A 19838-nucleotide genomic window follows, 5' to 3' on the forward strand; every position below is an offset into this window, starting at 1 on the left:
TCGTGTCGTTTCACGAGCGGGGCGGATGCCGCGTGCGTGCAGGTCGACGGAACGGTGTCGGGTCGCGCCGAGTCGGGGCATGGCGGGGCGGATGCCGCGTGCCCGCAGACCGGCCTGCCTGCGGCGGCTCGCATCGCCCGACCCCGCGGCGGATGCTCACGCGTAAACGCTGTCGGTGCGCATAAGCGCGAGCTGCGCACATCCAGGCGCGGGGAAAGCGATTATGGGTGGGCGGGGGCGACCATGCGCGGGGCGCGCACGTCCCTGTCGGAGGTTCACGGAAGGATCGCGGCGTGACGTCGTGGCGTGAACTCATCCCCTCCGGCGGCGCTCCGTCGTACGAGGCGCTCGCACTCGGCGTCGAGCTGCGCCAGCGCGAGGCGTACGACCCGGCGCGGTGGGAGGCGCGGGCCGTCGTGCCGGTGACCCCGCGCCTGCTCGCGCAGCGCCAGGACGACCTGCAGCTCGCGGCCCGTCCGCTCGTGCGAGGGACACGTGAAGCCTGGATCAAGGCGGATGCCACATGGGAGACGGTCCGCCGCTCTCCCGTCCGCTTCGATCCCGCCCACGTGAACTGGTTCGCCGAGCTGTTCGCCCTCGCTCAGGCCTTCCGCACGACCGGCCCCTTCGCGCCCGCCGGCGACACGATCGCGCTCGACACCGTCACCTCGCCCCTGCTGTGGCCGCACCTGGCGGCGGCGGAGCGGCTCGGCATCCCGCTCGTGTCGATGAACCCCCAGCAGAGCGTGCGGCTCGCGCGCGAGGCGACCGCGCGGGTGGCGCTCGACGCCGTGGGCGGGGGAGCGTTACGGATCTCGGCCGACCTCACGCTCGACGGTGACACCGTCGACGCGACGCGAGCGCGCGCGATCGGGGAGTCGGGGCTGTTCTCGTTCAAGCTCGATCGCGACCCGGTGCCGATCGTGCTCGCTCCGGTCGCGTTGCCCGAGCCCCTGCCGACTCTCCTCGGCACCGCGGGGGTCGACGTGCCCCGCGGCGAGGCAGACGAGTTCGTCGCCGAGGTGTACCCCCGGCTCGCGCGGCGCGCGCCGCTGTCGGTGGGCGCGGGTGTCCCGACGCCGCCGCCGGATCGTCCGATCCTCGAGGTCGCGGTGACGTATGCCGATGACGACGTCGCCTATCGACTCGAGTGGGTCTACCCGGGTGCTCGTCGCGTGGCGTACGACGCGGCAGACGACACTGAGCGCGACCTCCGCGCCGAGGCACAGATCGGCGAGCGGTTCGAGACGGCGTGGATGGCGGCATCCGACCTCCCCGTCGCGCCCCGCGCGAATCTGCACGACGCGGATGCCGCCGTGTTCGCGACCCGGGTGCTGCCCGCGATCGACGTGCTCGACGAGGTGCGGGTGCGCACGACCGGCACGGCGCCGACGTTCCGCGAACTCAGGGGCGACCCGTCGCTGCGGATCACGGCGGTCGAGTCCCTCGATCGCGACTGGTTCGACCTCGGCATCGTCGTGACGATCGAGGGGCGCCTGATTCCGTTCGGGACGCTGTTCTCGGCGCTCTCCCGGGGGCGCACGCGCATCAAGCTCTCGGACGGCGCGTGGTTCTCGCTCGCCCATCCGGCTCTGCAGCGGCTTCGCGACCTGCTCGAAGAGGCGGCGGCGCTCGATGAGTGGGAGACCGGTCCGCGGCTTCCGCGCACGCACCTCGCCTTGTGGGCGGAGTTCGAAGACCTCGCCGACCAGTCCGAGGCAGCCGTCGAGTGGCGCGGCCTGGCACGCGCGTTGCGGGATGTCTCCGAGGTGCCGGAGGTGCCGACCCCATCCGGGTTCCGCGCCGAGCTGCGCCCGTACCAGCGCGACGGGCTTTCGTGGCTCGCGCTGCTGCACCGGCACCGGCTCGGCGGGATCCTCGCCGATGACATGGGGCTCGGCAAGACCCTGCAGTTGCTCGCCCTCATCGCCCACGCGAAGGCGTCCGGGGAGCGGCGGCCGTGGCTCGTCGTCGCGCCCACCTCGGTCCTCCCGACCTGGCGCGACGAGGCGACGCGCTTCGCCCCCGACCTGCGGGTCGCGGTGGTCGAGGCGACGGCCGTTCGCCGGGAGTCCGCCATCACCGACATCGCCGGGGGAGTCGACATCGTGGTGGCCCCCTACGGGGTCGTGCGGGCGGATGCCGCGGAGTTCGCCGCTGCGCACTGGGCCGGCGTCGTGCTCGATGAGGCGCAGTTCGTGAAGAACCCCGCGACGCGGATCCATCGCGCGATCGCGGCATTGCAGACCGACGCGGTGTTCGCCGCCACCGGAACGCCCATCGAGAACGGTCTCGACGACCTGTGGGCGCTGCTCTCGCTCACCGCTCCGGGGCTGTTCCCCTCGATCCGGCAGTTCCGTGAGGACTACACCCGCGCGATCGAGCACCTGCCCTCCGACGCCCCGACGGCCCTGTCGGCGATCGCGGCGAGCGCGCACCGCGAAAAGACGCTGGATCGTCTGCGCCGTCGGGTGCGGCCGTTCCTGCTGCGTCGCACGAAAGACGTCGTGGCATCCGACCTCCCTCCCAAGCAGGAGCAGGAGATCGCGGTTCCCCTCGGTCCCGCGCACCAGGAGCTCTACGACCGTGTGCTGCAGCGCGAGCGGCAGAAGGTGCTCGGGTTGCTCGACGATCTCGATCGGCAGCGCTTCATCGTCTTCCGCTCGCTGACGTTGCTGCGCATGCTGGCGCTGGCTCCGGGTCTCGTCGACGAGCGCGATGCGCATCTGGGGTCGGCGAAGCTCGACGTGCTGCTCGACCGTCTCGTCGAGGTGGCCGCCGAGGGACACCGTGCCCTGGTGTTCAGTCAGTTCACGACGTTCCTCGATCTAGCTGCCGAGCGATTGGATGCCGCGGGTCTCGCGTACGCGCACCTCGACGGGTCCACTGCTCGCCGAGGCGAGGTGATCGACGGGTTCCGCGAGGGGGATGCTCCCGTGTTCCTCATCAGCCTCAAGGCCGGCGGGTTCGGTCTGACCCTCACCGAGGCGGAGTACGTGTTCCTGCTCGATCCATGGTGGAATCCCGCCGCCGAGAACCAGGCGATCGACCGGGTGCACCGCATCGGACAGACCAAGAGCGTGTTCGTGTACCGCCTCATCGCGGCGGGCACCGTCGAAGAGAAGGTGCGGGCGCTGCAGCATCGCAAGGCGGCCCTGTTCGACGCGGTGATCGATGACGACGACGCGTTCGCCGCGGCGCTGGATGCGGACGACATCCGGGGGCTGCTCGGGCCGTGATCCGCCCGGCGGCTCGGGAGAACAACCCGTCGACGATCGCTCCCGCGGCACTGAGGAGATGGTCGGCGCCGGCAGCGATGTTCGGCACCCCGTTCACGAGGCGTCTGCATCCATCACCTGCAGGAGCCCACCCCCAATCTGCCCGATGGCATCCTCCGACACCGAGCTCATCGAAGTCAGTTCCGAGAGTCGCCCCCGCGGTCGCTTCGCGATCCGCGCGCCGCCGTGGGAGCGGGTGATGTCAGCGCGGGTGTTCGAGGTCCCTCAGGTATTCGGCGCCGATCGCCGGAGTCGACGCGGAACCTGCCGCGGATTCTCCACCCACGCGCGTTGTTCGTGGTCTCCCGGTCGGTCGCCGATGACGCGGCATCCGGGATCTCAGCCGAGCTCGCCCGTCAGGAACTGCGCGGTGCCGTGGCCGAACGACCAGTCGGCGTCGCCGTTCTCCGTGATGCTCACGACGAGGTCTTCTCCGCCGATGTCGAGACGGTCCTTCAGGTTGCGGGCGAGGGCACGGTACAGAGCGACCTTGGCGTCTTCCGTGCGCGCCTTCGATGCGAACCGCACGATGACGAGTCGCTCGCTGCGGGTGATCCCGAGACCGGTGTCGAGGGCCACGAGCTCGAACGGTTCGTGCTGGGTGAGGATCTGGTAGCGGTCGGTATCGGGGACGCCGAACGCGTCGACGACGGCCTCCTGCACGGCATCCATCAACGTGCGCAGCTCCGTCTCGTCGTACTGTCCGCGGATGGTGTCGATCATGGCAAGGGGCATTCGAGGGTCCTTTCGTCGGTACGCCCGGCACGGTACTCATGCCCGGTATGTGGGGGAGTGGCTTGACGGAGACTTCCCGACACCGTCGCTCTCCCCGGGCTCTCGCAGTCGCGCCCGCGTAGACTCGTCGGGTTCCAGCCACGACCCAGGAGCGACATGAAGATCACCGGCCTCGGCCACGCGGGAATGTTCATCGAGACGCGCGGCGGCAGCATCATCTGCGACCCCGTCATCGGTCCGAGCTTTTTCGGCTCCTGGTTCCCGTTCCCCGACAACCGCGCCCTCGACTGGGAGCGGTTCGGCAAGGCGGACTTCCTCTACATCTCGCACCGCCACCGCGATCACTTCGACCAGGCGATGCTCGAGCGGTACGTGTCGAAGGACATCAAGGTGCTGCTCCCCGAGTACCCCACCGATGACCTCGAGCAGGACCTCCTCGCGCTCGGCTACACCAACCTCGTGCGCACCGAGGCGGGCGTTCCCCTGCAGTTCGGCGATCTGAAGCTCATGGTGACGCCGCTGCGCGCGCCCTCCGACGGTCCGATCGGCGACTCGTCGCTGTCGCTCGATGACGGAACCGCGTCGATCCTGAACCAGAACGACTCGCACCCGCTCGATCTCGACAAGCTGTTCGACTTCGGCAAGCCCGACGCGTACTTCACCCAGGTGTCGGGTGCGATCTGGTGGCCCATGGTCTACGACCTGCCGCAGGACGCGAAGCAGAACTTCGCCAAGCTCAAGCGCGACGCGCAGAACAAGCGTGCGATGTACTACATCGACAAGGTCGACGCCGAGCACGTGTTCCCGATGGCCGGTCCGCCGATGTTCCTGCGCGAGGAGCTGTTCCGCTACAACGGCACCGGCATGGACGACGACTCGATCTTCACCGACCAGCGCGAGTTCCTCGCCCACATGAAGGAGCAGCGTCCCGACCAGAAGGGGTACCTGTTCCTTCCGGGCACCGAGGTCGAGGTGCAGGGGTCGGATGTCACGGTCACCCAGACCCTATACACGGATGCCGAGATCGAACGCGTCTTCGGCGACAAGTGGAACTATCTGGCCGAGCAGCGCGATAGCCGCCAGGCCGAAGTTCAGGCCGAAGAGGCGACGCGCGCGGAGGTCATCCCGCCGGCCGAGATGCTGGCCGCCCTGAAGGAGTGGTGGGAGCCGCTGCTGCGGCGCGCCCGCACGATCCGCAATGGCGTGGGCGGCATGGTGCGGTTCCGCATCGGCGAGCTCGACATGGTCGTGGACTTCCCGAAGGCGAAGCTCCGCGAGTACGCCGGCGAGGAGTGCATCTACTGGTACACGATCCCCGCCGACCTCGTGTCGACGAACATCCGCGATCACGAGATCGACTGGTCGAACTCGATCTTCCTCTCGATGCAGTTCGAGGTGGGGCGTTCGGGCAAGTTCAACGAGTTCCTCACGACGTTCCTGAAGTGCCTGTCGCGCGACCGGATCGAGTACGTGGAGAACTGGTACGCCGAGCAGTCGGACCAGACCGAGGATGCAGAGATCGACGGCTGGACCGTTCAGCGTCGCTGCCCGCACCTGCGTGCCGACCTGACCAAGACCGGCAAGATCGAGGACGGCGTGCTGACCTGTTCGCTGCACGACTGGAAGTGGGATCTGGCATCGGGACGGTGCTTGACGACGACCGGTCACCCGATCCGTTCGACCCGCGCCGCCGAGCCGGTCGAGGTCGCCGCGAGCTGACCTGTGCCGGGTTTCCACCACGTCGAGGTGTGGGTCGCCGACCTGGCTTCGGCGCGTGCCGAGTGGGGATGGCTGCTCACCGCGGTCGGATTCGAACGGACCGGCCGGTGGGCAGAGGGCGAGACATGGAGTGCGGGGGACGGCCCGTACCTGACGCTGACAACATCGCCGAACCTGTCGAGGCCCGAGCATGATCGGCGTGCTCCCGGCGTGAACCATCTCGCGTTCCTCGGCGGCTCTCGGGCGCAGGTGGATGCCGTAATGACCGCGGCGAGCGCTCACGGGTGGCGGTCGCTGTACCAGGAGCGGTATCCGTTCGCCGGTGGTCCTTCGCACTACGCGGGGTGGCTGGAGAATTCCGCGGGGTTCAAGGTGGAGATCGTCGCGGACGAGGGCTGACCCGACCGCGTACGTCGTGCCCGGTCACGTGCGTGGCGCTCATGAGTGTCGTGCGCGATCACGAGCGACGCGCCCCGTCACGAGAGACGTGGTCCCTCACGAGCGACGTGGGCCCTCACGAGCGACACGCTCGGTAGCGCCGCGACGCGCCCCGTCACGATCGTCGCGCTCGATCACGTACGTGGTGCCCGGGCACGGCGCGTCGCACCAGGCCACGCGCGTGGCGCTCAGCCACACGCGTCGCGTTCGGCCATGCCACGTCACGCTCGGTCACGCCGTGACGGACCCCGTCCCGCGGGTGGCGCTCGGTCGCGTTCGTCGCGCTCGGTCACGCCGCGACGCGCCCCGTCCCGCGGGTGGCGCTTGGCCATGCCACGTCACGCTCGGTCACGCCACGACGCGCCCCCTCCCGCGGGTGGCGCTCGGTCACGTTCATCGCGCCCGGCCACGCCACGTCACGCTTGGCCACGTGCGTCGCGCTCGGTCACGCCGCGCCATGCTCGGTCACGCCGCGTCGAAGCGGCGCGGAGACCTCGACCGCAGCAACGTCGGCGGTCGCACCTCACCCGTGCGCGGATGGGGCGGGGCGTGCAACCAGTACGAGTCGCGCCCGGTCACCGGATCCCGCTCGCGCACGATCCGCTCGCCCCGATTGTGCAGACCCAGGTGGTGGTTCCGGCAGAGCGGGACGCCGTCGTCGACGTCGGTCCTGCCCCGATCGGCCGCCCAATGGTCGATGTGATGCATCTCGCACTGCGAGATGGGGGCGCGGCATCCGATACCGACGCACCCGCCGTCGCGCACCGCGATCGCGATCCGCTGCGCGCGGGTGAAGAGTCGCTGATGACGACCGACGTCGAGCGGCCGCCCCACGTCGCCCAGGGAGACCGTTACCGCACCCGCATCGCACAGGTAGCTCTCGACGACCCCGCCGGGGAGGGCTTCGCCACCGTCCTCGAGGTGTCCGACCCCGCGCACGGTGGTCACGACACCCATCGACTCGGCACCAGGGGACTCGGTCTCCGCCAGCGCCGAGGCCTCCACCAGCGCCGAGGCCTCCACCAGCGCCGGGGCCTCCGCCGGGGCCTCCGCCGGGGCCTCCGCCGGGGCCTCCGCCGAGGCCTCCACCAGCGCCGAGGCCTCCACCAGCGCCGGGGTCTCCGCCGGGGCCTCCGCCGGGGCCTCCACCGACGCCGGCGCCGACGTCTCCGCCAGCGCCGACGCCTCCAGCACGATCCGCACCCCGGGCTGCCGGTCGCCGAACGCCTGCGTCGGATCCGCGGCGGCACCCGTCCGCATGACGGCCATCAGCGTGTCGTACGCAATCTGCTCACCCGATCGCTCGTCGGAGGCGTCGGCCACCACGGCATCCGGATCCACGAACCGCGGGCCCCGTCGCGGACGCAACGCCGCCTGGAGGATCGCATCGACCCAGGCCGCCGCGTCGTCGTCGAACACGAACCGCCCGTGCCGTTGCCCCTGCTCGTCGACCCACGAACGGTACGACCGGGCCGCGAAGCGCTCCTCGAACCGCAGGGTCACCCCGACGGGGTCGAGACGGTCCCGCGCGATCCGCGCAGCCGCCCGCAACTCCTCGACCGGCAGGTGCGGAGCCTCGTCGACCAGCCGCTCGACGGCCGTCGCCCAGGCGTGGGGGAGGAAGTCCGGATCGAGCTCGGGATACCTCTCGACCGGCGGCTCACCCAACCCCACGCGGATCGCCTGAAACTGCGCGTGACTGATTGCCCCGTCACGAAGCGCCCCACTCATGCGGTCGAGCCACTCCCCGCCGGAATCTTCCGACACGGTCTCGGATCGACCGCCATCGGGCCCGACCGACGGAGAAAGCGAGGGGAGCAGATCACCCCCGGTCTTCATCGACCGCGTCACCTCGCGCCTACTCCGCCCGGTCAGCGTCTGCAGCAGCTCGGTCGCGTTGCGGTGCCCCTGCCGTTGCGCCAGTCCTGCCCCGCCCCGCTCGCGCGCCGACCGGGCGTCGATCACGCGGGCCGCACACGCCGCCAACACGTCGAGGGCATTCCGCGCCGCGGTGATCTCCGCCATGACGCCAATGACCTCGCGGTCGTCCAACGCCTCGAGCTCCCGCCCCGCCACCAGCGCGACGACGCGCTCGCTCGCCACCCGAAGGCGGTCGATCGGCGCGCGCAGTTCCATAGAACAAAGGTACGAATAACCCACCCTCCCCGCCAGAGCCCGAGCGCGACACCACCCTCAACCACCCAGGGTTCACCCGCCCGCACCCGCTAGACTCGACGAAGAACCACAGCAACCTTTAACCCCGTCCCGTGAGGCGGAGAAGGGAGCGGCGGATGAATACGCGCACTGTCATGCACGATGCCGATATCGCCCGCGCTTTGACGCGCATATCGCACGAGATCCTGGAGTCCAACAAAGGACCGGAAGGACTCGTCCTCCTCGGCATCCCGACCCGCGGCGTCACGCTCGCGAACCGGATCGGCCCCCTCGTCAGCGAGTTCGGCGGCACATCCATCCCGGTCGGATCGCTCGATGTGACGATGTACCGCGACGATCTGCACCGCAACCCCACGCGGGCCCCGCGTCGCACCGAGATCCCCGCCGGCGGCATCGACGGCAAGGTCGTCGTGCTCATCGACGACGTGCTGTTCTCGGGCCGCAGCATCCGCGCCGCCCTCGACGCACTGCAGGACATCGGCCGCCCCGCCGCCGTGCGCCTCGCGACGCTGATCGACCGCGGCCACCGCGAACTGCCGATCCGCCCCGACTTCGTGGGCAAGAACCTCCCCAGCGCCCGCGACGAACGCGTCAACGTGCGCCTCGCCGAGATCGACGGCATCGAGGAGGTGACGATCGAATCATGAGGCACCTCCTCGACACCCAGCATCTGTCTCGCGAAGACGCGCTCGAGATCCTCGACGTCGCCGAGGACATGGCCGACACTCAGCGTCGCGAGGTCAAGAAGCTCCCGACGCTGCGCGGCAAGACGGTGGTCAACCTCTTCTTCGAGGACTCCACGCGCACGCGCATCTCGTTCGAAGCCGCCGCCAAGCGCCTCTCCGCCGACGTCATCAATTTCTCGGCGAAGGGCTCCAGCGTCAGCAAGGGCGAGTCGCTGCAGGACACGGCGCAGACGCTCCAGGCGATGGGGGCGGATGCCGTGGTCATCCGCCACGGCGCGTCCGGCGCTCCGCGCACCCTCGCCACGTCCGGTTGGATCAGCGCCGGTGTGGTGAACGCCGGCGACGGCACCCACGAGCACCCGACGCAGGCCCTGCTCGACGCGTTCACGATCCGCAAGCGCCTGTTCGGCGACGACAGCCGCGGTCGCGGGCTCGACGGCATCCGCGTCACGATCGTCGGAGACGTGCTGCACTCGCGGGTCGCGCGGTCGAACGTGTGGCTCCTTCACACCCTGGGCGCGCACGTGACGTTGGTGGCTCCGCCGACGCTGGTGCCGCAGGATGTCAGCCGCTGGCCGGTCGATGTCGACTACGACCTCGACCACGCGATCGCCGCCGGTCCCGACGCGCTGATGATGCTGCGCATCCAGCTCGAGCGGATGTCGGCGGCGTATTTCCCGACTGAACGGGAGTATTCCCGCCGGTACGGGCTCGACGCGCGACGTTTGCAGGCGCTTCCGGGCGGTAGCATCGTTCTACACCCCGGTCCGATGAACCGAGGTCTGGAGATCTCCGCCGAAGCCGCCGATTCGCCTCGCTCGACGGTGCTCGAGCAGGTCACGAACGGCGTCTCCGTGCGGATGGCCGTGCTGTACCTGCTGCTGGCGGGCGAGCGCCCCGACACCGAGAAAGAGGACCTCCGATGAGCCACGCCCCCGCACAGACCCTTCTGGTGCGCGGCGCGCGCGTCGAGGGTCACGACGCCACCGACCTGCTCGTGCGCGACGGCGTCATCGTCGAGACCGGCTCCGGCCTCTCGCACCAGGGCGCGACGGTCGTGGATGCCGACGGTCTCGTCGCCCTGCCGGGTCTCGTCGACCTGCACGTGCACCTGCGCGAGCCCGGGTACGAGGCATCCGAGACGATCCTCACCGGTTCGCGGGCCGCCGCCGCCGGTGGATTCACCACCGTCTTCGCCATGCCGAACACCTCTCCGGTCGCCGACACGGCGGGCGTGGTCGAGCAGGAACTCGCCCTCGGCGAGGCCGCCGGCTACGTGCACGTGCAGCCGATCGGCGCCGTGACCGTGGGGCAGAAGGGCGAGCGGCTCGCCGAGCTCGGCGCGATGGCCGACTCCCGCGCCCGCGTCCGCGTGTTCAGCGACGACGGCTTCTGCGTCTTCGACCCGCTGATCATGCGGCGAGCGCTGGAGTACGTGAAGGCGTTCGACGGCGTCATCGCGCAGCACGCGCAGGACCCGCGCCTGACCGAGGGCGCGCAGATGAACGAAGGCGCCGTCTCGGCCGAGCTGGGTCTCACCGGCTGGCCGGCGGTCGCCGAGGAGTCGATCATCGCGCGCGACGTGCTGCTCGCCGAGCACGTCGGCTCGCGCCTGCACGTGTGCCATCTGAGCACCGCGGGCTCGGTCGACATCATCCGCTGGGCCAAGAAGCGCGGCGTCAACGTCACCGCCGAGGTCACCCCGCACCACCTGCTGCTGACCGACGAGCTCGTGCGCGACTATGACGCGCGGTTCAAGGTGAACCCGCCGCTGCGCCGCGAGGAAGATGTGATGGCCGTGCGCGAGGGCCTGGCCGACGGCACGATCGACATCGTCGCCACCGACCACGCCCCGCACCCCGCCGAGGCGAAGGCCTGCGAGTGGGCGGCCGCCGCGAACGGCATGGTGGGTCTCGAGAGCGCCCTGCGCGTCGTGCACCACGCCATGGTCGAGACCGGCCTGCTCGACTGGGCCGACGTCGCCCGCGTGATGTCGGCGAACCCGGCCCGCATCGGACGCCTCGACGGACACGGCACGCCCGTCGCCGCGGGGCAGCCGGCGACCTTCACGCTGTACGACCCGCGCCCCTCGCGCACGTTCGGCCTCGACGACCTGCGCGGGCGCAGCACCAACTCGCCCTACCTCGGCCGGGAGCTGCCCGGCGAGGTGCGCTGGACTGTGCGCGCCGGCATCCCGACCGTCGTCGACGGTGCCGTGCTCGACGCTCCCGGGGTGCTCGCATGAGCCGCGAAGGCGCCCTCGTCGTGATGATCGGCGTGGCCCTCGTGCTGCTGGCCGTGCTCGCCTGGGCCTGGGTGCGACGAACGCGGCGCGATGCGCGCTACACGGCCCCGGTGGGGGAGCTGCCCGCAGACGCCGTCGAAACGGCGGTGTTCTCGGGCCTCTACGTCGCCACGACCCGACACGACGAGCCGCTCGAGCGTCTCGCCATCAAGGGCCTCGGCTTCCGCTCCCGCGTCGACGTCACGGTCACCTCGGCCGGCGTCGCCCTCGACCTGCAGGGCCAGCCCCGCATCGCGCTCACCCGCGACCGCCTCGTCGATGCCTCTCAGGCCACGGTCGCCATCGACCGCGTGGTCGAGCGCGACGGCCTGACGCGCGTCAGCTGGCGCATCGACGACGACACGATCGTCGACACCTACCTCCGTCCTCAGGACGCCTCGGCCAAAGCTCTGGCCGACGCCATCCGCCCCCTCACCTCGACAGGAAGCGACGCATGACCGCCCTGATCCCTTCCTCGCGCCTTTCGCGCGACCCGGCCGTCCTCGTACTCGAAGACGGCACCCGCTACACCGGCCGCGCCTACGGCGCACGCGGCGAGACCCTCGGCGAGGTCGTCTTCGCCACCGGCATGACCGGCTACCAGGAGACGATCACCGACCCCTCGTACGCGGGCCAGATCGTTCTGCAGACCGCCCCCCACATCGGCAACACCGGCGTGAACGACGAAGACCCCGAGTCGCGTCGCATCTGGGTCGCCGGCTACGTCGTGCGCGACCCCTCGCGCATGGTGTCGAACTGGCGCGCGAACCGCTCGCTCGACGACGCTCTCGTCGAAGACGGCATCGTCGGCATCTCCGGCATCGACACCCGCGCCGTCACCCGTCGCATCCGCTCCGAGGGCAGCATGCGCGGCGGCGTCTTCTCGGGCGAGGCCGCCGACCTGGATGCCGAGGAGCAGCTGCGCCGCGTGCGCGAGGCTCCGGGCATGGCGGGCCGCAACCTCTCCGCCGAGGTGTCGGTCAGCGAGGTCGAGGTGACCCCCGCGACCGCCGAGCGCATCGGCAACCTCGCCGTGCTCGACCTGGGTGTGAAGCAGTCCACGATCGACAACCTCGCCGCGCGCGGTTTCGACGTGCACGTGTTCCCGCAGTCCGCGACGATCGACGAGATCCGCGCGGTCGAACCGGTCGCGGCGTTCTACTCGAACGGCCCCGGCGACCCCGCGGCATCCGACCAGCACGTCGAACTGCTGCGCGCCGTGCTCGGCGACGGGCTGCCCTTCTTCGGCATCTGCTTCGGCAACCAGCTGCTCGGACGCGCGCTCGGCTTCGGCACCTACAAGCTGCCGTTCGGCCACCGCGGCATCAACCAGCCCGTGCTCGACAAGACCACCGGCCGCGTCGAGATCACCTCGCAGAACCACGGCTTCGCGGTCGAGGCGCCGCTCGATGAGATCGTCGACAGCCCCGCCGGCTTCGGCCGCGTCGAGGTCAGCCACATCGGCCTGAACGACAACGTGGTGGAGGGCCTGCGCGCCCTCGACATTCCGGCGTTCAGCGTGCAGTACCACCCCGAGGCCGCCGCCGGCCCGCACGACGCCAACTACCTGTTCGACCGCTTCCGCGACATGGTGATCGCGAACCTTCGACAGGCTCAGGGACCGGATGCCGCGGCTTTGGCCCCCTCCGACGCTCAGGACTCGACCCAGGAAGACAACAATGCCTAAGCGCGACGACATCCACTCCGTCCTCGTCATCGGCTCCGGCCCGATCGTCATCGGTCAGGCCTGCGAGTTCGACTACTCCGGCACCCAGGCGTGCCGCGTGCTGCGCGAAGAGGGCGTGCGCGTCATCCTCGTCAACTCCAACCCGGCGACGATCATGACCGACCCCGACTTCGCCGACGCGACCTACATCGAGCCGATCACCCCCGAGGTCATCGAGTCGATCATCGCCAAAGAGAAGCCGGATGCCGTTCTCCCCACCCTCGGCGGGCAGACCGCGCTGAACGCGGCGATCCAGCTGCACAAGCGCGGCATCCTCGAGAAGTACGACGTCGAGCTCATCGGCGCCGACTTCGACGCGATCAACCGCGGTGAGGACCGTCAGATCTTCAAGGAGCTCGTACTCGAGGCGGGCGCCGATGTCGCGGCATCCGTCATCTGCCACTCGATGGACGAACTGCTCGCCGGCGCTGAGAAGCTCGGCTACCCGCTGGTCGTGCGTCCGTCGTTCACCATGGGAGGCCTGGGCTCGGGCTTCGCGTACGACGAGGCCGACCTCCGCCGCATCGGCGGCGCGGGCCTGCACGACTCGCCCACCAACGAGGTGCTGCTCGAGGAGTCGATCCTCGGGTGGAAGGAGTACGAGCTCGAGCTCATGCGCGACACCGCCGACAACACGGTGGTCGTCTGCTCGATCGAGAACGTCGACCCGGTCGGCGTGCACACCGGCGACTCGATCACGGTGGCGCCCGCGCTGACCCTGACCGACCGCGAGTACCAGAAGCTGCGCGACATCGGCATCGACATCATCCGCGCGGTGGGCGTCGACACCGGTGGCTGCAACATCCAGTTCGCGGTCGACCCGGCGACGGGCCGCATCATCGTCATCGAGATGAACCCGCGCGTCTCGCGTTCGTCGGCGCTCGCGTCGAAGGCCACCGGCTTCCCGATCGCCAAGATCGCCGCGAAGCTCGCGATCGGCTATCGCCTCGACGAGATCCCGAACGACATCACCAAGGTGACCCCGGCGAGCTTCGAGCCCACGCTCGACTACGTCGTGGTGAAGGTGCCACGGTTCAACTTCGAGAAGTTCCCGGCCGCCGACACCACCCTGACCACCACCATGAAGTCGGTCGGCGAGGCCATGGCGATCGGCCGCAACTACACCACGGCCCTGCAGAAGGCGCTGCGCTCGCTCGAGAAGCGCGGGTCGAGCTTCCACTGGGGCGAGGAGTCGCGCTCGGTCGAGCAGCTGCTCGAGATCTCGAAGACCCCGACCGACGGCCGCATCGTGGTGCTGCAGCAGGCCCTGCGCAAGGGCGCCACGCCCGAGCAGGCGTTCGACGCGACGGCCATCGACCCGTGGTTCATCGACCAGATCGTGCTGATCAACGAGGTCGCGGAGTTCATCGGCGACGCCGACAACCTCGATGCCGACACCCTCCGCGTCGCGAAGGAGCACGGTTTCAGCGACGCCCAGATCGCGCAGATCCGCGGGCTCGACGAGGCCGAGGTACGCGAGAGCCGCTACGCGCTCGACGTGCGCCCGGTCTACAAGACCGTCGACACCTGCGCGGGGGAGTTCCCGGCCCTCACGCCGTACCACTACTCCTCGTACGACGCCGAGACCGAGGTCACCCCCTCCGACCGCACGAAGGTCGTCATCATCGGCTCGGGCCCCAACCGCATCGGTCAGGGCGTCGAGTTCGACTACTCGTGCGTGCACGCCTCGTTCGCGCTGTCGGATGCCGGCTACGAGACCGTCATGGTCAACTGCAACCCCGAGACCGTGTCGACCGACTACGACACCTCCGACCGCCTGTACTTCGAGCCGCTGACGCTCGAGGACGTGCTCGAGGTGCTGCACGCCGAGGCGCAGTCGGGCACGATCCTCGGCGTCGTCTGCCAGCTCGGCGGACAGACGCCGCTGGGCCTCGCGAAGGGCATCGAGGCCGCCGGGTACACGATCCTCGGCACGAGCCCCGAGGCGATCGACCTCGCCGAGGAGCGCGAGCTGTTCTCGCGCCTGCTCGACGAGGCCGGGCTCGTGGCCCCGCGCAGCGGCACCGCGATCGACGTCGAGGGCGCCGTGACCGTGGCCGAGGAGATCGGCTACCCGGTGCTGGTGCGCCCGAGCTTCGTGCTCGGCGGTCGCGGCATGGAGATCGTCTACTCGACCGACGCGCTGCGCGACTACTTCGTGCGCGTCGCCGACCAGGCGATCATCGGACCCGGCCTCCCGCTGCTGGTCGACCGCTTCCTCGACGACGCGATCGAGCTCGACGTCGACGCGCTGTTCGACGGCACCGACCTGTACATCGGCGGCGTCATGGAGCACCTCGAAGAAGCCGGCATCCACTCCGGTGACTCCTCGTGCACCCTCCCGCCCGTGTCGCTCGGCCGCACCGAGGTCGACCGCGTCCGCGAAGCGACCCTCGCCATCGCGAAGGGCGTGGGCGTGCGGGGTCTGCTGAACGTGCAGTTCGCGATCTCGGCCGGCGTGCTCTACGTCATCGAGGCGAACCCGCGCGCGAGCCGCACGGTGCCGTTCGTCTCGAAGGCGCTGGGCATCCCTCTCGCCAAGGCCGCCAGCCGCATCATGGCCGGCAACACCATCGCCGAGCTCATCGCCGAGGGCCTGCTGCCCGAGCAGGACGGCTCACGGGTGCCGCTCGACGCTCCGGTCGCCGTCAAGGAGGCCGTGCTGCCGTTCAAGCGGTTCCGCACCGCCGACGGCCGCACCGTCGACAGTGTGCTCGGTCCCGAGATGCGCTCCACCGGTGAGGTCATGGGCATCGACCGCGACTTCCCGACCGCGTTCGCCAAGAGCCAGGAAGCCGCGTACGGCGGCATGCCGACCTCGGGAACCGTGTTCATCTCGGTCGCCGACGCCGACAAGCGCGCCGTGATCCTGCCCGCCCACCGTCTGCAGGAGCTCGGTTTCTCGTTGCTCGCGACCGAGGGCACCGCAGAGATCCTGGCGCGCAACGGCATTCGGGTGAAGGTCGTCGAGAAGTACTCCGAGACGCAAGGGTCGGACCAGCAGAACGTGGTCGACCTGATCAACGCGGGCGAGATCGACATGATCGTCAACACCCCCTCGGGTGGCACGGCACGCGCCGACGGCTACGAGATCCGCGCCGCGGCCGTGGCCGCCGACAAGGCCCTGTTCACCACGATGGCCGTGCTCGGTGCCGCGGTGAGCGCCCTGGGTGCGATGAAGGACGGCTTCGAGGTCCGCAGCCTGCAGGAGTACGCCGTGGATCGCGCGGGACGCCTGTGAGCGAGACGTTCGGTCAGCGACTCTCCGCCGCCCTCGACCTGCACGGCGCCCTGTGCGTCGGCATCGACCCCCACGCCGCCCTGTTGTCGGCGTGGGGGCTGGATGCCACGGCCGAGGGCGCGCGGGAGTTCGGCCTGCGCACCGTCGAGGCCGCCCGCGGGCGGGTCGGCGTGGTCAAGCCGCAGGTGGCGTTCTACGAGCGCTACGGCTCCCGCGGGTTCGCCGCCCTCGAAGACGTGATGGCCGCCGCGCGCGACGCGGGGCTCCTCGTGATCGCCGACGCCAAGCGCGGCGACATCGGCACGACCATGGAGGGCTACGCGCACGCCTGGCTCTCGCCCGGTTCTCCTCTCGAGGCGGATGCCGTGACCCTCTCGCCCTACCTCGGCGCCGACTCGCTGCGCGAGGCGTTGGCCCTGGCCGTGCACCACGGCAAGGGCGCGTTCGTGCTGACCGCGACGAGCAACCCCGAGGCGCGTGCGCTGCAGAGCGCGATCGTCGACGACGCCCTCGCCGTGGGCGATCACGAGCACGTCGCGGCCCGTGTGGCGCACGACGTGAACCAGGCGAACATCGGCGCCCCCGGAGCCCTCGGCCCGGTCGGCGTCGTGGTCGGCGCCACCGTGGATCGCTCGGCGTTCGGGCTGGGCGACGTGGCGCTGGCGGGCATGCCGATCCTCGCTCCCGGTTTCGGCGCGCAGGGGGCCGCGCCCGCCGACCTGCGCCGTTTGTTCGGCTACGTGGCATCCGCCGTCGTCGCGAACGAGAGCCGCAGCATCCTCGCGGTCGGACCCGACCGTCTCGCCGCCCGCATCGACGAGCGCGCCGCGCTCTACCGGGAGTCCCTGCATGGCTGAAACCCGTCGTCCGCCCGAGGTCGACCGCGCCGCCGCCTCGCGCCGCGCCGTCGAGGCTCGTCGCGAGCGCGCCGCGCTCAAGCGCGACGTGTCGACCCGCGTGATCTCGCCGCAGGAGCTGCTGCGCCGCGGCCTCGCCGACCCGCTGTCGGCGGCCGGGGCGATGCGCGTGACCGAGTTCCTCACGGCGATCCCCGCGATCGGCGAGAGCAAGCGCGACCGCATCCTCGCCTCGCTCGGCATCTCGCCGGTGAAGCGTCTGGGCGGTCTGGGCTCGCGTCAGCGCGACGCGCTGCGCGACTACCTCGACACGCGCTGGCCCGAGCCCGGCCCCCGCGAGGGTCGCAGCCGCCTCATCGTGCTCGCCGGTCCCACCGCGGTGGGCAAGGGCACGGTCGCCGCGCACATCAAGGAGAACTACCCCGAGATCCACCTCTCGGTCTCGGCGACCACGCGCAGCGCCCGCCCGGGAGAGGTCGAGGGCGAGCACTACTACTTCGTCGACGACGCCGAGTTCGACCGTCTGGTCGAGGCGGGGGAGCTGCTGGAGTGGGCCGTCGTGCACAACAAGAACCGCTACGGCACGCCGCGCGCTCCGATCGAGCGCGTTCTCGCCGAGGGCGGCACCGCTCTGCTCGAGATCGACCTGCAGGGTGCCCGTCAGGTGCGCGCGGCCGATCCATCGGCCACCCTGGTGTTCCTCCTGCCGCCGAGCTGGGACGAGCTCGTCCAGCGCCTGGTCGGGCGCGGGACCGAGGATGCCGAGGAGCGCGCCCGACGCCTGCGCACGGCCCGCGTCGAGCTCGCCGCGCAGAACGAGTTCGACTACCGCGTCGTCAACGACGAGGTGGCTCACGCGGCCGCCCAGGTCGTCGAGCTCGCGTCGGCGCAGCACTGAGCTTCCCGGTTCGGGGCGCGGTCTGTGCGTCGGGGCGGAATTTTCCCGCCCCGACGTGCGGAATCCGCTTCGAACCCGCTCACCCCGACCCACCCGACGCCCCTCGGCACAGGCCGCGTCGGCGTCGGCTAGAATACGAGGATGCTTCGGCGCTCGAGCGCCGCATCCACCCCATCCCGCCGAACCAGGAGGTTCCCCATGGCCGGACGTGACAAGGGCATCATCGACCCGCCCATCGACGCTCTGCTCGACAAGGTCGACTCGAAGTACCAGCTTGTGATCTACGCGTCCAAGCGTGCGCGCCAGATCAACGACTACTACTCCGACCTGCACGAGGGAAACCTCTTCGACAACGTGGGACCGCTGGTCGACTCCACCGTCGAAGACAAGCCCCTCACGATTGCGCTGCACGAGATCCACGAAGACAAGCTGCGCCTGCGCGCTGCGGAGTGATCCACAGCCGACGCATTTCGTGATCTGTTCACAGATGTGACGATGCCCCGGGCGGCCCACCGCCGCCCGGGGCATACTTGTGCCCGTCCCCAGCCCTCAACTTTCCCGGAGTCGTCTTGACCGACCTGCGCCTGTTCACGTCCGAGTCCGTCACCGAAGGACACCCCGACAAGATCTGCGACCAGATCTCCGACAGCATCCTCGACGCGATCCTCACCGACGACCCCACCGGTCGCGTGGCCGTCGAGACGCTCGTCACCACGGGGCTCGTGCACGTGGCCGGCGAGGTGTCCACGAGCGCCTACGTCGAGATCCCCGCGATCGTGCGCGACGTGGTCAACCGCATCGGCTACACCTCGAGCGACACCGGCTTCGACGGCGAGTCGTGCGGCGTGAGCGTGTCGATCGGCGCGCAGTCGTCCGACATCGCCGCGGGCGTCAACAAGGCGTTCGAGCAGCGCGAGCGCGGCTCGGTCGATCCCCGCGACCTGCAGGGTGCCGGCGACCAGGGCATCATGTTCGGTTTCGCGACCAATGAGACGCCGCAGCTCATGCCCATGGCCGTCTGGACCGCTCACCGCATCGCCGAGCGCCTGGCATCCGTGCGCAAAGACGGCTCGCTGCCGTTCCTGCGCCCCGACGGCAAGACCCAGGTCACGCTCGGCTACGAGGGTCACGTTCCGCGCACGGTCGACTCGGTCGTGCTGTCGACGCAGCACCACCCCGACATCTCGCAGGAAGACCTGCGCGCCGAGGTGCAGGCCGCGGTCATCGACCCGGTGCTCGCCGAGACGGGCCTCGCGCTGCCCGACGTGAAGTACTACATCAACCCGGCCGGTCCCTTCGTCATCGGCGGCCCCAAGGGCGATGCCGGCCTCACCGGCCGCAAGATCATCATCGACACCTACGGCGGCGCCTCGCGTCACGGCGGCGGTGCGTTCAGCGGGAAAGACCCGTCCAAGGTCGACCGCTCGGCCGCCTACGCCATGCGCTGGGTCGCGAAGAACGCCGTCGCCGCGGGTCTGGCCGACCGCCTCGAGGTGCAGGTCGCCTACGCGATCGGCAAGGCCAACCCCGTGGGTCTGTACGTCGAGTCGTTCGGCACCGCGCACGTGGCCGACGAGGTGATCGTGAAGGCGATCCGCGACGTGTTCGACCTGCGCCCGGCCGCGATCGTCGAGCAGCTCGACCTGCTGCGCCCGATCTACGCGAAGACGGCCACCTACGGCCACTTCGGCCGCGAGCTGCCCGACTTCCCGTGGGAGCGCACCGACCGCGTCGACGAGCTCCGCACCGCCGCCGGACTCTGAGAGTGCGTGGGGGAGTGCGCCCCGGCTCGATGATCGAC

At 70.2% G+C, this 19838-nt stretch carries 15 protein-coding genes; 13 read left to right on the forward strand and 2 right to left on the reverse strand.

Annotated elements, in window-relative coordinates:
• Positions 1-293 precede the first annotated feature (293 nt).
• The gene (locus tag M3667_RS08460) at positions 294-3239 is read left to right on the forward strand and encodes a DEAD/DEAH box helicase (protein ID WP_251507284.1); all 2946 of its coding nucleotides are present in this window, start codon (positions 294-296) and stop codon (positions 3237-3239) included.
• Positions 3240-3617: 378 nt separating this feature from the next.
• Here M3667_RS08460 and M3667_RS08465 read toward each other — a convergent pair whose 3' ends face one another.
• Positions 3618-4001 carry a tautomerase family protein gene (locus tag M3667_RS08465; RefSeq protein ID WP_251507287.1) on the reverse strand — a complete coding sequence of 128 codons (384 nt, stop codon included), beginning with the start codon at positions 3999-4001 and terminating at the stop codon, positions 3618-3620.
• Between the two features lie 168 nt (positions 4002-4169).
• On the opposite strand from M3667_RS08465, the gene M3667_RS08470 reads away from it, so the two are divergent.
• Entirely contained in the window at positions 4170-5732 is a 1563-nt protein-coding gene (locus M3667_RS08470; RefSeq protein WP_251507289.1) for a Rieske 2Fe-2S domain-containing protein, read from the forward strand.
• 3 nt (positions 5733-5735) lie between these two features.
• Positions 5736-6131 carry a VOC family protein gene (locus M3667_RS08475; RefSeq protein WP_251507291.1) on the forward strand — a complete coding sequence of 132 codons (396 nt, stop codon included), beginning with the start codon at positions 5736-5738 and terminating at the stop codon, positions 6129-6131.
• A gap of 504 nt (positions 6132-6635) precedes the next feature.
• On the opposite strand, the gene M3667_RS08480 is transcribed toward M3667_RS08475, so the two are convergent.
• Positions 6636-8306: an HNH endonuclease signature motif containing protein gene (locus M3667_RS08480; RefSeq protein WP_251507293.1), complete on the reverse strand. Its 1671-nt coding sequence runs from the start codon at positions 8304-8306 to the stop codon at positions 6636-6638.
• A gap of 155 nt (positions 8307-8461) precedes the next feature.
• On the opposite strand from M3667_RS08480, the gene pyrR reads away from it, so the two are divergent.
• From pyrR to metK, 10 genes are all read left to right on the forward strand, one after another.
• On the forward strand, positions 8462-8992 hold the full coding sequence (gene pyrR, locus M3667_RS08485) for a bifunctional pyr operon transcriptional regulator/uracil phosphoribosyltransferase PyrR (RefSeq protein WP_251507295.1): 531 nt from the start codon (positions 8462-8464) through the stop codon (positions 8990-8992).
• Positions 8989-9957, forward strand: a complete 969-nt coding sequence (locus M3667_RS08490) for an aspartate carbamoyltransferase catalytic subunit (RefSeq protein WP_251507297.1) — start codon at positions 8989-8991, stop codon at positions 9955-9957. Before pyrR ends, M3667_RS08490 begins: the two co-directional genes overlap by 4 nt.
• Positions 9954-11276: a dihydroorotase gene (locus M3667_RS08495; protein WP_251507299.1), complete on the forward strand. Its 1323-nt coding sequence runs from the start codon at positions 9954-9956 to the stop codon at positions 11274-11276. Before M3667_RS08490 ends, M3667_RS08495 begins: the two co-directional genes overlap by 4 nt.
• On the forward strand, positions 11273-11773 hold the full coding sequence (locus tag M3667_RS08500; protein ID WP_186316624.1) for a hypothetical protein: 501 nt from the start codon (positions 11273-11275) through the stop codon (positions 11771-11773). The genes M3667_RS08495 and M3667_RS08500 overlap by 4 nt, the downstream gene beginning before the upstream one ends.
• A complete protein-coding gene (gene carA / locus M3667_RS08505) occupies positions 11770-13002 on the forward strand; it encodes a glutamine-hydrolyzing carbamoyl-phosphate synthase small subunit (protein WP_251507301.1) in 1233 nt (410 codons plus the stop codon). The genes M3667_RS08500 and carA overlap by 4 nt, the downstream gene beginning before the upstream one ends.
• A complete protein-coding gene (gene carB, locus M3667_RS08510) occupies positions 12995-16282 on the forward strand; it encodes a carbamoyl-phosphate synthase large subunit (protein WP_251507303.1) in 3288 nt (1095 codons plus the stop codon). Before carA ends, carB begins: the two co-directional genes overlap by 8 nt.
• Positions 16279-17139, forward strand: a complete 861-nt coding sequence (pyrF, locus tag M3667_RS08515; protein ID WP_251507304.1) for an orotidine-5'-phosphate decarboxylase — start codon at positions 16279-16281, stop codon at positions 17137-17139. Before carB ends, pyrF begins: the two co-directional genes overlap by 4 nt.
• Positions 17132-18037, forward strand: coding sequence for a guanylate kinase (gene gmk, locus M3667_RS08520; RefSeq protein ID WP_251507305.1), 906 nt, complete (start codon positions 17132-17134; stop codon positions 18035-18037). Before pyrF ends, gmk begins: the two co-directional genes overlap by 8 nt.
• Before the next feature lie 198 nt (positions 18038-18235).
• Positions 18236-18490 carry a DNA-directed RNA polymerase subunit omega gene (gene rpoZ, locus M3667_RS08525; RefSeq protein ID WP_055837405.1) on the forward strand — a complete coding sequence of 85 codons (255 nt, stop codon included), beginning with the start codon at positions 18236-18238 and terminating at the stop codon, positions 18488-18490.
• A 116-nt stretch (positions 18491-18606) separates the two neighbouring features.
• Positions 18607-19800 (forward strand): methionine adenosyltransferase, encoded by a 1194-nt coding sequence (gene metK, locus M3667_RS08530; protein WP_251507306.1) that lies wholly within the window; start codon positions 18607-18609, stop codon positions 19798-19800.
• Positions 19801-19838: the final 38 nt, after the last annotated feature.

The sequence above is a fragment of the Microbacterium sp. P26 genome, assembly GCF_023712585.1.
In the GTDB taxonomy this organism is placed as follows: domain Bacteria; phylum Actinomycetota; class Actinomycetes; order Actinomycetales; family Microbacteriaceae; genus Microbacterium; species Microbacterium algihabitans_A.

Excerpts from the sequence above, each read along its gene's own strand:
- M3667_RS08490 (WP_251507297.1), top strand. The coding sequence starts at position 8,989 with ATGAGGCACCTCCTCGACACCCAGCATCTGTCTCGCGAAGACGCGCTC.
- gmk (WP_251507305.1), top strand. The coding sequence starts at position 17,132 with ATGGCTGAAACCCGTCGTCCGCCCGAGGTCGACCGCGCCGCCGCCTCG.
- M3667_RS08500 (WP_186316624.1), top strand. The coding sequence starts at position 11,273 with ATGAGCCGCGAAGGCGCCCTCGTCGTGATGATCGGCGTGGCCCTCGTG.
- pyrR (WP_251507295.1), top strand. The coding sequence starts at position 8,462 with ATGAATACGCGCACTGTCATGCACGATGCCGATATCGCCCGCGCTTTG.
- carB (WP_251507303.1), top strand. The coding sequence starts at position 12,995 with ATGCCTAAGCGCGACGACATCCACTCCGTCCTCGTCATCGGCTCCGGC.
- M3667_RS08465 (WP_251507287.1), bottom strand. The coding sequence starts at position 4,001 with ATGATCGACACCATCCGCGGACAGTACGACGAGACGGAGCTGCGCACG.
- M3667_RS08495 (WP_251507299.1), top strand. The coding sequence starts at position 9,954 with ATGAGCCACGCCCCCGCACAGACCCTTCTGGTGCGCGGCGCGCGCGTC.
- carA (WP_251507301.1), top strand. The coding sequence starts at position 11,770 with ATGACCGCCCTGATCCCTTCCTCGCGCCTTTCGCGCGACCCGGCCGTC.
- M3667_RS08470 (WP_251507289.1), top strand. The coding sequence starts at position 4,170 with ATGAAGATCACCGGCCTCGGCCACGCGGGAATGTTCATCGAGACGCGC.
- M3667_RS08480 (WP_251507293.1), bottom strand. The coding sequence starts at position 8,306 with ATGGAACTGCGCGCGCCGATCGACCGCCTTCGGGTGGCGAGCGAGCGC.
- rpoZ (WP_055837405.1), top strand. The coding sequence starts at position 18,236 with ATGGCCGGACGTGACAAGGGCATCATCGACCCGCCCATCGACGCTCTG.